Below are 14,340 nucleotides of genomic sequence, written 5' to 3' on the forward strand. Positions count from 1 at the left end.
TAGATCTTCGAAAACAGGAAATAACACATTATCTGACGAAAAATGGGAACATCGGTTTTGTATTTAAACGATAAGTTTTTCTCAGGGATAATAGCCGCTATAACAGATTTCCATTTTAGCTTTGGGTACTCTAATGCCCTATGGCAGATTGCGGTAACAGCTTTGACGTGAGTTGCCTATAGAGTTCAAAAATGAGCCTTTTGAGTGCATAAAAAGCACTCTACTATAGTTAAAAACAAAGTTATTAATTTAGTAATAAAAAGATTTGAAGTATATCGAATTTTCTCATAATTTACGTGGCGTTATAAAAAAAATATAGGGTCAAATTTCCCTGTGAATACTTGTCAATATTTTAGATCAAGTATTTAGAATCCGGCAAGCGATACATAGTTACTATTTATAATTGTTTCTATAGAAAGTTATTGCCCTATGAAATATCAAATTATATTTTTCTAAATAATTTGGTGCCTCATTATTGGGGATGAACAATTTGTCATCGGTAACAATAATCAGACTATCATCGCTAAAATCATACTCAAATTTTACAAAGCCTTTACCATTTGCGAACAATCTTTTTCCTTTGCTGGTCAAGATGCTTTTGTCTTTGTATTCAGGCAGTGAAAAATTAGAAATTCTTCTGCCATTCAAATGAAAAAATATTGCACTTTCGAAATAAATTTTATCAACTGCATTTTCTTTTAAGTTATTTTTTTTCGTCAGGAATACGCCATCTCCAGGTAGAATTTTACTAATAACGATTTCGCCTTCATTATTAGCGTAATATTCTTCTCCACTTGATCCATAGAGAGTCTCATTGGGTGAAGCTATTAAAGTGACACCTTTTACTGTATGTGTGTTAAGATTGATGATCAAAAGATCATCATTATTTCTAAGAATTTTTACCTTCTTCATCATTAACAAACGATCCAAAATTATCGAAACAGGAACAAACCAACCATCTTTTTGTGCTGCCACTATATCTATACTTTTTTTAACTTTATCATTCAATTTCCCGGATTTGGAAAACCCTGGATATCCAAAGTGAGTGTAAACGATAGTTGTTCCTCTTTGTTTTACAAGTTTATCAATGTTCTCTTTATTCAATAAACTTGTAAAACCATTGACTCCATTACCATCGGAAAACGAAAACCAATAATTTACAAAAGGTTTGGCTTTATCATGATATGGCATGCTTGGATTGAAGGCCAAAGTGTTTATGTTTTGTGTTCCGAACAATCGAACATATTGCGATTTTTCCTTGATAATATCTCCCCAGTAATAGTCGCTTGATGGTATCTCACCGGAATAAGGCAGTTTTGCTTTTGATAAAAGCAGCTTGAGCATCAACTGTAAAAACTTATCCGGAACTACTTTGGCGCCCCAATATAGATTCTCAAGGTTTTCCCTGTGGTTTATATAGATTTTAGGATATTTACCAAAATAGTTTTTAAACTTCTCGTAACCACGGATTGTAGTATCTCTTTGATCATTTCCTGCCGATGGGCCATGGGAAGCAATTTCAAATCCCTTTTTTTCTAATTTTTGCATATAATTTAAATATGCTTCTCTTTCGCAGGTATCTCCTGGTGAGTAGTCTGTGAGCTTGTCTGGGATTCCATTGGTTCGGGTTGCTTTAAAAACCCAAACTGCCACCGTCGTTTTTAAACCAACAGCATCCAAATAATCATATACAGGTTTAATTTTCTCTAAAGTATTGGCGTCCGGATCATCAGTAATTGTAAATGCAAAATTTTTTCCATCCGGATAGGGGCTTAAAGAATATTCATTTTTTTTGTCATTTTGTATATAGATAAACCAAATTAGTATAAAGAAAACAGAAATAAAACATATAAAAAAAATCTTTTGCAATTTCATTGAACAACAGCCTTTTTATTGCGACTCTTTAAAATGAAAAAAATGGATAAAAATACAAAAGTAAAAATACCGATAATGAAAATTCTATACTTTCCCCAAAATAATTTTATCGCTTTATACAAATATTTTAACTTAAAATGTCTTTCTATCGCTAATATAGGATTTTTCTTGAAATCTTTAAGAAACATTATAAATCTTCCTTTTAATTTTGAATATAAACTAACCGAATCATAATAATCTTCTGATGACAGGCTGTAAAGCCGATTTATTTTATCATTACACCCAGACAAAACTTCCCCTTTAGGAATAGTCAAAATTCCTGAATGTGAAACTATAGGGTATATCCTTGCATTTATAATTTTTTCTTTTGTTAATTCAATTTCCAGCATAAAGCTTTTCGCAAATTGCAAATTTTTATTTTCAGAATTTAACCGATCAAATAAAAAATTTCCTAAACTGTATGCAGCAACTTTATCTTCAATTACATCTACTCTTTGAATTACATGGGGGCCCGATCCTACTACAACTGACGCGCCAGCATCTAATATTTTTTTCGCTAGTTTCTCCTCTGATGGGCTGGGAACCGAAATGCCGAGTTCACCCCAGTGCATCATAACCAGAATATGATCCACAACATCTTCATACTTTTCTATTTGGGCCAATATTTTTTTTTCTTCCAGTTCGCCAACTTTAAATTTAGCAGGCATTTCCGCATTCATGTGATATCGTGCATATCCCAGCAAACCAATTTTAATTCCTTTGGCTTCATATATTTGAAAGTTTTCATTGATCCCGAAAGTTGCGATTTTATTTTTTTGAAATATTTTTATGCTCTCTTTTACACCACAAACACCACCATCAAATTGAAAATGATTATTTGCCAAATTAACTGCATCAATCTGTATATTCGTTAATACATTCACCCAAGATGTTTTGGCTACACCGGTCGTGAGTTTACAGCCTGCTTTGTCGTCAAGAAATGTCATTTCCAGGTTCCCCAAAAAGAGATCTCTTGATTTCAGCCAGCTAAGAACTTTCGTATCCTCTTCGTCATTAATACTTTTGAGTATATTATTTACCGTATTTATATTTGTGAATCGTATGTCACCTACTGTAACTAACGAAACCGTTGGAGAATCATTTTTAGGACTGATGTTTTTTAATAATGAAAAATATGGCATTCCATAATTATTCATTTCCGTCGCAAAAAAATCTGTTTCTATTGCTCCTGAAGGGGCTAAATGCGCAAACACAGAGGCAACCAAAAAAATAAAAGCGATAGTAAATCTCGTTCTCATAAAGTTTCGTTCCTTCTGCCTGCCCGCAACCTGGTTTGATAATGAAAATTATAAAAACACATAAGCAAATAATAAACTAGTATCACTGTATCATCTGAACTGAATTTTTAACCCAGTCCGAAGCGATGCTACAATTTTTATGGTCGTTAAGGTCGCACTGTAGATTTCCTGGAGGGAGATCGGAGCAGCAGAACCTTCCAGAACACTTTTGATAAATGCGTCTACCTGCTTCTTTTGTCCCTTGTCTTGAGCGATTAGCTTTTTTATTGTTTTTTTTCCTTTTGAATAGACCTCTATCGACTTGAAATCTTCTATCACAGCGACCGATCCAAAACCGTATATTTCGACTCTTTCCTTTGGGAGGCTCTTGTCGCCATTGGATAGATAGGCAATCGTACCAATGGATCCATTGCGGTAGGTTAAGCTTACAGTCACGACGTCATCCAAATTTTTAGGATCCTTCATGGCGGTTGCATAGACTGTTTCTGGAAGGGATCCATTCAGATAGGTTAGATAATCAACGAAATGACAGACTTCCCCAACAATTCTTCCACCGCCGATATCAGGATCCTGAATCCAGGAATCCCTCGGAATCTGACCTGCATTAATCCGATAGGTCATTGCTAACGGACCATTGGGGAAAACGATTTTCAATTGTTCGGTCAATGCTGAGAAACGCCTGTTGAAGCCAACCATTAAAAGTGGCTTGCCAGTTGTTTCCGTTGATTCGGTTGCATTGGATTGATTTGTTTTTTTCTTGACTGAATTGCTACCCTCAACATGAGTGCCAACAAATTCAAAAATGTCATTGAGCTCATTTTCATTGAGGCAAAGAGGTTTCTCGACAAACACATTTTTTCCGTTTTTGAGCGCTTCGATCACGAATTTTGCGTGGGAATCATGGCGTGTAGCGATAAAGACAGTATTGATGTCATCGTCAGCGAAAAGCTCATTTTTATTTGATGTGCAGAATTCAAACCCGAAACGTTCGGCTACGGAACGAGATGACGACCCGCTTGTAGTAAGCACACCTTTTAGTTTCACTGAGGATTGTTTGGGGATATTCGGAAGCAAGTTTCCTTGGGCATAGGATCCTGCACCGAAAAAAGCGATGTTTACCGAAGATGGTGTCCGATCGGAGGCGGGCACCATTAAGATCTTAGATTGATTTGGATTATCGGCTTTTAACGTATCATAGGCGATGAGGATGCCAATGAAAGGCTCTGATTTTTCTATCATCATATCGTAAGCATGCGGTGCATCCTCAAGCTTGAAGGTGTGGGTGGTCAGGTAGTTTACATCGATCTTTTTTCTATGCAGCAAAGATTGAAATTCCTGCATGTTTCGCTTTTCCGTCCACCGTACATAAGCAGGCGGATAGTCTTGTCCTTTGTCTTCGTAAGCCGGGTCGTATCTACCCGGCCCATAGGAACAGGACATCTTGACTTGCAGTTCTTTCTTGTAAAAGTGAGGTTCTCTTTCGAAGCCTGTGGGCACGGCTCCTACAACCACGACAGTTCCTCGTTTGCGGCAGATTGCCCCTGCAAAGTTGATGGGATCTAACGAAGTCGACGCTGCCGTGATGATTACCGCATCGCATCCCAGACCTTTGGTAAAATGCTCAATCTGGCCTTCGATGCCTGTTTCATCACGACGCATCGCAAGTTCAGCACAATGTTTGGATGCAAGATCCACCATGGCTGAATCGATATCGATACCGATGACGCGAACGCCGGATGCTTTCAGAAGCAGACTGGTCAACTGGCCTAACAGGCCTAACCCGACGACCGCACAGGTTTCACCAAGCCTCAAGTCGGCTTGGCGCACACCCTGCATGGCGATGGCGCCCACCGTATTGTAGGCAGCAGACTTAAAATCCGCGTCAGGTTCAAGTTTTACACACAAATTCATCGGTACGCTGACATATTCGGCGTGGGAAGCGGTGAGCCCGCCACAAGCAACACGATCACCAATTGAGAAACCGATTGCCCCTGGTCCGATATCCACAACCTCTCCGGCACAGGAGTAGCCAAGTGGAGAATAAGAATCGAGCTTTTTCATCACAGCCCTGTAGGTCTGCACGAGTCCCTGTGATTTCAGGGTTTGAAGTACCTGTCTTACTTGCTCAGGACGCTCCTTTGCTTTTCCGATATAGCCTTTCCTGGCAGTCTTCACGGTGCTTCTCTCAGTTCCGGCGCTGATCAACGAAAAAAAATTTCGAACCATTACCTGTTTGGGGCTGACGATAGGCAACGGTGTTTCCGTAATCTTCAAATCACCTGTTTTTAGCTTCTGAGTCAGTTGTTGCATGATTTTATGGTCTTTATTCTTCGAAGGTCGGTTAGCAGCAATAAAATAGCAATCATTCAGTTTAAGAGATTCATAGCACTGTTGTCCACAGATCAGCTATCGGCGTTCAATTGCTCCCACATATCGTAAAGTGACTGCCTTAAACTGATTCCTGGGTGCCAGTCGGTATGTTTTTTTATTTTGCTACAATCGGCATATATGCGCATGATATCCGATGCCCTTGCCCGATCCGCGTCCACCTCTATTTCCGGTTCGAGCCCGGTATGATCAATCAACATCTGAATAACATTCTTGATTGCGATCTCGCGTTCTCCGGCAATATTATACGCTTCCCCGGGCTGGCCTTTTAAGGCAAGATGAAAAAACGCGGACGCGACGTCACGAATATCGATGAAATCACGCGTCGGCAACAAGTTCCCGGTTCTTATTTTTGCTGCCGAACCATTTTTGATCTCCCTGAATTGATGGACAAACGTCATTGGAACCATTGCACGGCTCTGACCGGGACCTGACAGGTTAAATATTCGGGCTCGAATAATCTGCATCCCTTCTCCTCGGCAATACGATTCAGCCAACATGTCCTGGGCGGCCTTGCTCATTCCATATGGCCCGATGGGTCTGAGTGTTTGCGTCTCAACGACCGGTAATTCTTCAGGTCGGATCCAGCCATAGGCTGCCGCAGAACCGGCCTGGATTACCTTTGGCCGTGTCTTGAGTCTGGCCACGGCATTGTACACCGTATCAGTGATAAATAGATTGGCCGTAATGTGCGCCGCCAAGGTTCCTGGTCCAACCAGCCCTGCAAGATGAAAGAGATGTGTTGGTGAAAATTCCTGCAAAATGTCAAAAACCGTATCTTGGTCAGCCAGGTCCACAGATTTATAGGACCAAGTAACCCCTTCAGGCACCGTTCTCTCCAGATCAACGCCTAAGATCTGCATGTCGAGACGCTGATAGCGCAGGTAATCAATCAGGTGCCTCCCGACAAATCCCAATGCACCGGTAACAAGCACGCGGTAAGGCATTTCTTTTCTCAATTTATTGTTTCCGGCCCTCAAATTTATCCTTCATCGCAGGGTATTCTCGTCCGGCTTTTTCATAATCGTCCGGTCTTCCGATATCCAACCAATATCCGTCAAAGGGATATGCCTGAATATTTTCATGATTGCCAATCATATCCAACATTAATTGATCGAAGCCGTATGCCTGGTTATCGGGTACATATTGTAAAATTCTTTTAGAGAAGGCGTAAATCCCCATACTGACACTGTAATGATGGGTCGGTTTTTCTGTAAAACTATCGATTTTCTTTGTGGTCGCATCGTAGCGCAAAACGCCGAAATCAATTTTAACGTCTCTTTCATAAGTGGCAATGGTTGCCATCGCTCTGTTCTCTATATGTTTCTGAAAAAATCGCTCGAAGTCGAAATCAGTAAGAATATCGCCATTCATAACTAGAAAATTGTCGGGAAGGGTTTCGATCAATTTTAGCGGGCCGATCGTTCCCAGTGGTTTGTCTTCGAAGGAGTACTCGATTTGAAGGCCGTATCGTTCACCGTTGCCAAAGTAAGCCATAATAAGCTGTGCAAGATGATTAACAGCCAGCGTGACACGGGTGAATCCATATGATACCAGTTGGTTGAGCACTATTTCCATGATTGCTTTCTCGCCAACGGGTACAATCGGCTTTGGGATTACTGTGGTATACGGTTTAAGTCTTGTACCCAATCCACCTGCCAGGATAATTGCTTCCATGAACGGATCCTCCATCATTATTTTAAAACCAGAATTGAACAATCGGGAGCTTGGTAAAGATACGAGAAAGAAAGGTGACGATGTCCGACTATTTAGTGTCCGTCCAGAAATGTATTGAAATCTGAAGGCCAGAAAGGTACTCACATTTACTGCTACAATAAAAAAAAGTTTGCAAGAATGTCGGATGATTCCATGTCTGTCAACATTTTTTACACGGTATAGTTGTCTCCGACATAGAGGTCCCGGTGCGCTTTGATGAATTGAAAGGTTTTTTTAAGGCCCTCATCTAAAGTTACTTTTGGGGCCCATCCAACTACCGTTTTCGCTTTTTTATTGTCGCAGATGAGCTTGTAGACCTCACTTTTTTCGGGACGGAGCCTCTCCTCGCTGGATACAACGCTAACGCCAGGGTTTACCAAATCAATTAGTTTTTGAGCTAAAGCACCGATGCTGATTGTCTTGCCGTTTCCAATATTGATGGTCTCTCCGACTGTGTCGGAATTCTCAGCAATTTTTATGAAACCATCCACGGTATCTTCGACAAACGTCAGATCTCGACAAGGGGTTAGCGCCCCGAGGAAGATCGTCTCTTTTTTAAGAAGGAGCTGTTTGATAATTGTTGGTATAACTGCTCGATCAGACTGACGTGGCCCATAGGTGTTGAACGGACGAATTGTCGACACGGGAACATCGAAACTCCGATAATAGCTCTCGGCCAGCTTGTCAGCACTTATCTTGCTGGCGCTGTATGGAGATTGGCCCTGCAATGGATGGGATTCATCGATGGGTTCGTATAAAGCCGTGCCGTAACATTCGCTGGTGGATGTGGTTACCATCTTGGACACACTGAATTCTCTTACCGCCTCCAGAACATTTAACGTGCCTTTGATATTGGTGTTTACATAGCTGCCGGGAGCGACATAACTGTATGGTATGCCAATCAGTGCCGCTAGATGAAAAACGCAATCACACCCCCTGACGGCATTTCGTACCATCCCTTCGTCGGTGATGTCGCCCCAGATAATTTCCATGTTTTCAAGTAACCGTTGACTTAAAAATGACAGGTTGCCTAAATCGTTACGGCTGTTGTATCGCACAAACGCTTTTACATCGGCACCTTGGTTGATCAGGGCTTCCACAAGGTGGCTACCGATAAAACCTGCAGCACCTGTAATCAAAACTTTCTTCTTGGACAGCTTCATAATTAATCACCTGCGATTAAGGTATTGTATAGTTGGAGAATCAGTTCAGCGTTGTTTGGCGCCCCTCCCACTTTTGGCACAACAAAAAGTTTATCAATGCGCTTCAAGGCCTTGCGAACAGTATGTTCAAAGTCGTTCATATTTCGTGACTTGAAAAGCACACACTCCACGGGACGGGTTACACAATCACTAGCAATAACCGGTGTTCCCACATGAAGTGCTTCACGAATGGAAACGGCATCCCCGTCTGTATTCGTCGGTCTGCAGAAAAGGTCGCAGTCGCGATACAGTCCGACAACGTCATCAAGCTGTTCGATAATGAAATTGATATGATCGCCAACCAAGGCTTTCGCATGATTAATAGTCTGTTGAACCAACTTCTCCGATTCAGCCCCGTTAATGCTTAAGACAAGCCCGATGTTAGGGAAATCAGGCATTAATCTTTCAGTCAGTTCTATCAACATGTCAATTCCATAAACATCTTCAGCATTGTATTTCTGACCAATCCATCCAGTGGCACAAAGAACCGGAAAATGTGATTGTATGAATTTAGACAAGTAAGCAGGTGGTTCTTTTATGTCCTCGACCAATGGTGGGATATATGCTGGAATCATAAATATTTTTTTTTTTGATAGGCCAATTTTATTTATGCAGTCATTTTTTATATTTTCATTACAGGCAATAATGGCGTCCATTTGATTTAAAATCCAGAACGTTATCCATTTTTTTATTAAACTTTTTTCGATAGAAAGGTTAATACTGCGACCTTGAATGCTGATTACGTATTTACCAGATCGAAACATCGCCATGATACCAAATACGACTCGTGCTAAAAAATTTGGCGTGTGTAAATGAAAAATCTTTGATCTTTCAAATAAAAAAAGTTTAACTATAAAAAACAGCTTTCTATTCTTAACGCTGATAATCCGATTGCTGCAACTGCTATCTGAAGTACCGTTGTATAAGGTGTAATCGTATTGTGATTGATCAAGGTAGCGGGTGAGTCTTTGCAAATGTATACTGATTCCGCCATATGGCGGGGGAAAAGGTCCTACCAGTGTAATGCTTCTTGATATTTTTTGCATGATTTGGATAAGTGATTTCAAGATTTTGAACTACGTGAAAAACGAATTTATGATAGTCAATTTAAATCCCATTCATCATAGGATTTATATGTCATTTCTTTTAACTCTTCGGTCCACATTTTTAACGTATCTACGCATATATTTCTTGAAAATCGGATGTCTTCGTGAAACCATTTGGATTCAAAATCAAAATCGATTTTTTTTGGAGCAAATTTTTTAATGGATTTTCGAATGTTGTACGGTAAAATTTTTCTATACGGAAAATTTTCAGCTATAGAATGGAGCTTTCCCAAAAAAGTAAACTTATCTATCGTTTCGATCTTTTTAGGGCTAGCATGGTATACTTTTTTAATATTCGCAATTTGATATTTCGCAACTCCCAACCAATAAAACAAATCATTGCAAAACTTTTGAGGATCTGACACCATCGCTTCGAATGTGCCGATAAAAACATTCTCAAACAGATTAATATAGGGTTGAATTTGATACGAGTAATGACTATTTGACATATAATCGCCAGTCAAAATCACATCCGATAATTTATTTTTCTCGCCTTCCTTCCTAACCATATGCTTATATTGGCTGACAATTCTATCAAAGGGATTCCTCATGATATAAATAATCCTTGAGTCAGGATTAAACTTATGGATACGCTCTGCCACACCCGGACGATAAGGAAGCTTTGAATACTCAGTTGAACCCTCACCAATAAATTTTTCATTTTTTACTTCTTTAAATAGTTCAATGTATTCCAAATTTCCTTTCGACCATAGTTCTTCACGTGAAAAATGCATTGGCTCTTTGACTGGAGACATGAAAATTTCAGGGTGAGATCCAAGATACTCATATAGAGATGACGTTCCGGATTTCATCGCACCAATTATAAACAGATTTGGTTTCAATTATTCACCCAGCATTTATCAAATTGTGTAACTGATTCTTCCCAGAAAAATTTATACATAGAATAGTAGAAAAATATTATGAAAAAATATTTTGTTTAAAATATAAAAATTTACCACTTTGCGTTCGATGAATTTTCTCAACGAAATCAATTTTTAATTCAAATCTTGTATAAATATTTTTAAACCCGCTCATAATCAATTCTATATCAGATTTAGTAAATTTTTCCTTTGGTTCGATTTTCAATATCACTTTCCCGGCGACATTCTGGATGTATTGGTATGCCATAATTTTGTGCTTCATTGGCCACAATGGTACGTCAGCATAAATAAATGTTATTATACTGCCGCTTTTATCTATGAAAAAATCCTGCTTTCTTCCCAATACCTTCTTGATCAATTTATGGTTGCGGCCACATTCACATTTATTTTTTTCTGGAATAGCATAGTCCATCGTACGGTATCTGATAAGCGGCGTGATATCATTGCAAAAGCTCGTCCCTACGATTTCGAAAACATTGTCGTTGCCATTATTGATCACTTCTTCTTCATTTTTAATAAATTCGACATAACTGTATTCGGGAAAAACATGGTAGTTATCGGAAACTTCACAAACCCCCGCCAGCGCGGCAAGTTCGGAAAGACCGTACCAGTGGTAAACTCTGCACTCAAAAACTTCCTGAAATAGCTCTAATTGCCAATCATGAATTGTTTCGGAACTCGCTAATATGCCTTTAAGTCCAGGAAAAGGCTCGACACTGTTTCTTTTCATATACTGAGCGAGAATGATCAGACTCGATGGATAAACATGTAAGTACTTGGGTTTAAAACTATTTATTTTAGTAATATAATGTCGCAAATTGTCATCAATCATGTGATATGAAGACAATATAAGACTGTTTTTAATTGGATCGAAATATGATGGTGCTTTATCATTAGTATTTTTTATTACATCTCCTCGAAGAACGACAGTCCGATCCCCCGAAGAATATCCATATCTTTTCCACTGTGTCATTATAAAGGCATTTTCCATTGACCTGGAAACACCTTTTTCATAGTAAAGGGATAAAGGGGCTCCGCTAGAACCACCTGTGGTTACGAGTATCGCATTAGACTTTGAATAATTTTTTGCTAACAGGTTGGATAAATTATTTCTTACGATTTCCTTCGTTAGATAGGGGATTTTTTTAAAATCATAGAAGTTTTGTATGTCTTTCAATGACAGTGCGTGTTCATCAAAAAGAGATTTATAGTAAGGAACGTTTTGGTAAGCATGGTGCAGTAGTCGTTCTGTCTCTCTCCATTGGTAATCCTCAATTTCAGCATCGGACCACCATTGGGATTTTTCCAAAAGCGAAAGGTAGTAACTATAGGTTTTCCCATATCGCAAGCGGGCAGGTACAAGGCCATATAAGTGACCAATGACAGATTTTATAAACTGAGGACTACTGTTGTATATCGATTTAAAATTTCCATATAGTTGGTCTTCAACAGAGAAAGACATGTAGTGGGTCCTCAATTTCGATCATGGTTTATTAGGCGGATCATATTCAACGGATTGATACCGAATTGAGAAAGTGCACAAGGAGGCAGTTTTCGTAATTTTGATAAAAAGTCGTAAAGGAAAAAGATAAAGATAGGGGCAAGTTTGATAATAGAGACCAACCTGATTTCAAATTTTGGGATATCTGAAATCAGGTTGGTTTTTTAAAAATGAAGGCTATCAAAATGGATGCGTTTAACAAAGCAGTAGGAAGAATATACAAATAAAAAATGCTTGTTTAGGATAGCAAAGTTGTTAGGGAACTGCTTCAACCTTGACACCTTTCACCTTACCCAAAGAATCTTGACTTTCAACAAATGCATAGGCACCCCTGTTCCAACCCAAGCTATTTTGACTGACCTCATCGATAATGATTTTGTCGGGGTCGGTTGTGCTAAATATGGTCTGGGGTCCAAGAGAAAAGTCCCAAGGAATTGGATATGACTGCCCTTGTATTTCTAATGTAATAATATTACCGGTACCCATTTTTTCTCCAGTACCTATCAATGTCGTGCTATTTTCTGTTAATCGAAAGTCCATTTCATTCAGGTTTTTTAAATGTGGGTTTCCTATGGAATTGGATTTTCCATCAGCAGAAATATTTGAAGATGAGCCCCAGTTAACCTGTGTAGAATTGTCAGAGTCATCTCTATATTCTATAATGATATTTTTGAGTGATGAATCGTATGCGTGATTGAAATCGTTTACAAAATTATCAGCAGTTGATCTTAACTTCATTGCCAATTTATAAGTGTCATTCGGTCTCGGATCAATTATGAGGTTGTTTCTGTATACGTGTGTGTTATACTGATAACCTTTTAAGGTCATGCCTATTCCACTTGACGATGTAAATAAATTAGTCCCGGCATAACCAAAACCTAAATCCGTTTGTCGTGTACCAATTTTATAGAATGTGTTGTTGAAAACGTAAACATTATTTATGCTATCATTATTGCCAGCATACCCCCCTGTATACACAGCAGTTCCCTGTGTTTTCGATACAATATTCGAAAAAATATAGATATCGTTGACATCCTTACCATCACGCCAAAGATACTTTGCAGTTCCGCTATCAGGGCAACCGTCTTTATTGCTTGAATAACCTAGAGTCGGCCCAAAAGCACTGCTGCAATCGTGGATATTATTACCGTAAGCATAAAGTCCTGCCCAGTTGCCACTGCATGTGAAAGCTGGAGAGGAATCACCCCAGGATTTATCATCACCGTGCGAATTCCAAATGTGGTTAAAACGAATAATATAGGGTCCATGAACTTCGCAGGGGTTTAAATCACCTTTCATAGCGATTGGTGGCCGGTGATGATCGGCATTAAAAGAATGAAGAATGTTGTACTCGACAAGAACATTTTTAATATTATTCCCATACAAACCGGTCATACCCCACCACGTCTTGGTACTGTACCCGATATTGTAGCTAAAAATAATATCCGACGTATGATCCAAATGCGCAAAAGCATCTGTGTTATAGTATGAATCTAAATAGCCGACATTAACAAAACTATTACCCATTCCCGGGGCTCCACCAATGGTAATATTCTTCGGCGGTGGCCAGGCCCATTCATCATAAGTGTATTTTCCTCCACGCACACCGGATCCATTAAGATCGTGAAATCTGTTCCTAGTAATGGTTAAATTTTGAACGTTGCCACCGTAAAAAATTCCGGTAACAGTCTGAGTTATATCATTATTATCTATTGTAATGTTAGTTGACGGGTTTTCATTCGTACCCTTAATATAAATTCCATTGTGCGTCTCTGAAGTACCTGTTATATAGCCGCAGTCGATGTGAAAATTCTTTATAGTAAGAAAATTTTTGCCATCGATTCTGATTAGCCCTCGGCCCCAGTCGCCATCATAACCCAATGTAGCGTCCGCCCCGTCGATAGTGATTATTTTACCTGCCGTTCCACTACCTTTTAGATAAATGATACTCTTGAACGTTCCTGAAAAATAAACCGTATCCCCTGGATCGATAGTGTCATTATTATCCGAGTCAGTCCAATTATTTGAGTTATTAAAATCATTAATGCTCCAGGCGTTGGAAAGAGTTTTTCCATCTCTGGAGCCACTACCTTCCGGGGTCACAAAATAGCTACTTTGTGCACCGAAGGATATGGATGTGCTAATTATAACGGAAAGAAAAATTATAAACTTGGTAAGGCACTTCACGAGAAAACCCCCTTAACTTATCAGGACAGATACCCGTCCGGCAGTCCTCAGATTGAATCAAAATGGCAAATCGTAATGCTGACTAAATGTACTTTTTATATCGGTTTAAAATATTGATCGCTTTAAATCTTTTTTGCTGAGCGCTCTGTCGAGAAGCTCAGCAAAAATAATGCCATTTCGAGTTAT

Annotated in this window: 10 protein-coding genes; all 10 read right to left on the reverse strand. The window is 39.2% G+C overall.

Features of this window, described 5'->3' with window-relative positions; translation table 11 throughout:
• Positions 1-393: 393 nt before the first annotated feature.
• The 10 genes from GN111_RS25025 to GN111_RS25070 all read right to left on the reverse strand — a co-directional run bounded on the left by GN111_RS25025 (position 394) and on the right by GN111_RS25070 (position 14,154).
• Positions 394-1,875 (reverse strand): polysaccharide deacetylase family protein, encoded by a 1,482-nt coding sequence (locus GN111_RS25025; protein ID WP_155306374.1) that lies wholly within the window; start codon positions 1,873-1,875, stop codon positions 394-396.
• Positions 1,872-3,173, reverse strand: coding sequence for a CapA family protein (locus GN111_RS25030; protein WP_155306375.1), 1,302 nt, complete (start codon positions 3,171-3,173; stop codon positions 1,872-1,874). Before GN111_RS25030 ends, GN111_RS25025 begins: the two co-directional genes overlap by 4 nt.
• Before the next feature lie 90 nt (positions 3,174-3,263).
• Entirely contained in the window at positions 3,264-5,483 is a 2,220-nt protein-coding gene (locus GN111_RS25035) for a Gfo/Idh/MocA family oxidoreductase (RefSeq protein ID WP_155306376.1), read from the reverse strand.
• Between the two features lie 92 nt (positions 5,484-5,575).
• Entirely contained in the window at positions 5,576-6,520 is a 945-nt protein-coding gene (locus GN111_RS25040; protein ID WP_155306377.1) for an NAD-dependent epimerase/dehydratase family protein, read from the reverse strand.
• 1 nt (position 6,521) lies between these two features.
• Entirely contained in the window at positions 6,522-7,238 is a 717-nt protein-coding gene (locus GN111_RS25045) for a sugar phosphate nucleotidyltransferase (RefSeq protein ID WP_155306378.1), read from the reverse strand.
• 209 nt (positions 7,239-7,447) lie between these two features.
• Complete coding sequence (locus GN111_RS25050) at positions 7,448-8,440, reverse strand: GDP-mannose 4,6-dehydratase (RefSeq protein ID WP_155306379.1); 993 nt, start codon at positions 8,438-8,440, stop codon at positions 7,448-7,450.
• Positions 8,441-8,442: 2 nt separating this feature from the next.
• Entirely contained in the window at positions 8,443-9,546 is a 1,104-nt protein-coding gene (locus GN111_RS25055; protein ID WP_155306380.1) for a glycosyltransferase family 4 protein, read from the reverse strand.
• 35 nt (positions 9,547-9,581) lie between these two features.
• Entirely contained in the window at positions 9,582-10,427 is an 846-nt protein-coding gene (locus GN111_RS25060) for a sulfotransferase family protein (protein WP_155306381.1), read from the reverse strand.
• Between the two features lie 76 nt (positions 10,428-10,503).
• Positions 10,504-11,928 carry a phenylacetate--CoA ligase family protein gene (locus tag GN111_RS25065; protein ID WP_155306382.1) on the reverse strand — a complete coding sequence of 475 codons (1,425 nt, stop codon included), beginning with the start codon at positions 11,926-11,928 and terminating at the stop codon, positions 10,504-10,506.
• A 294-nt stretch (positions 11,929-12,222) separates the two neighbouring features.
• Positions 12,223-14,154: a hypothetical protein gene (locus GN111_RS25070; RefSeq protein ID WP_155306383.1), complete on the reverse strand. Its 1,932-nt coding sequence runs from the start codon at positions 14,152-14,154 to the stop codon at positions 12,223-12,225.
• Between the last annotated feature and the right edge of the window lie 186 nt (positions 14,155-14,340).

This window comes from Desulfosarcina widdelii (genome assembly GCF_009688965.1).
GTDB lineage: Bacteria > Desulfobacterota > Desulfobacteria > Desulfobacterales > Desulfosarcinaceae > Desulfosarcina > Desulfosarcina widdelii.

Excerpts from the sequence above, each read along its gene's own strand:
- GN111_RS25045 (WP_155306378.1), bottom strand. The coding sequence starts at position 7,238 with ATGGAAGCAATTATCCTGGCAGGTGGATTGGGTACAAGACTTAAACCG.
- GN111_RS25035 (WP_155306376.1), bottom strand. The coding sequence starts at position 5,483 with ATGCAACAACTGACTCAGAAGCTAAAAACAGGTGATTTGAAGATTACG.
- GN111_RS25030 (WP_155306375.1), bottom strand. The coding sequence starts at position 3,173 with ATGAGAACGAGATTTACTATCGCTTTTATTTTTTTGGTTGCCTCTGTG.
- GN111_RS25065 (WP_155306382.1), bottom strand. The coding sequence starts at position 11,928 with ATGTCTTTCTCTGTTGAAGACCAACTATATGGAAATTTTAAATCGATA.
- GN111_RS25025 (WP_155306374.1), bottom strand. The coding sequence starts at position 1,875 with ATGAAATTGCAAAAGATTTTTTTTATATGTTTTATTTCTGTTTTCTTT.
- GN111_RS25050 (WP_155306379.1), bottom strand. The coding sequence starts at position 8,440 with ATGAAGCTGTCCAAGAAGAAAGTTTTGATTACAGGTGCTGCAGGTTTT.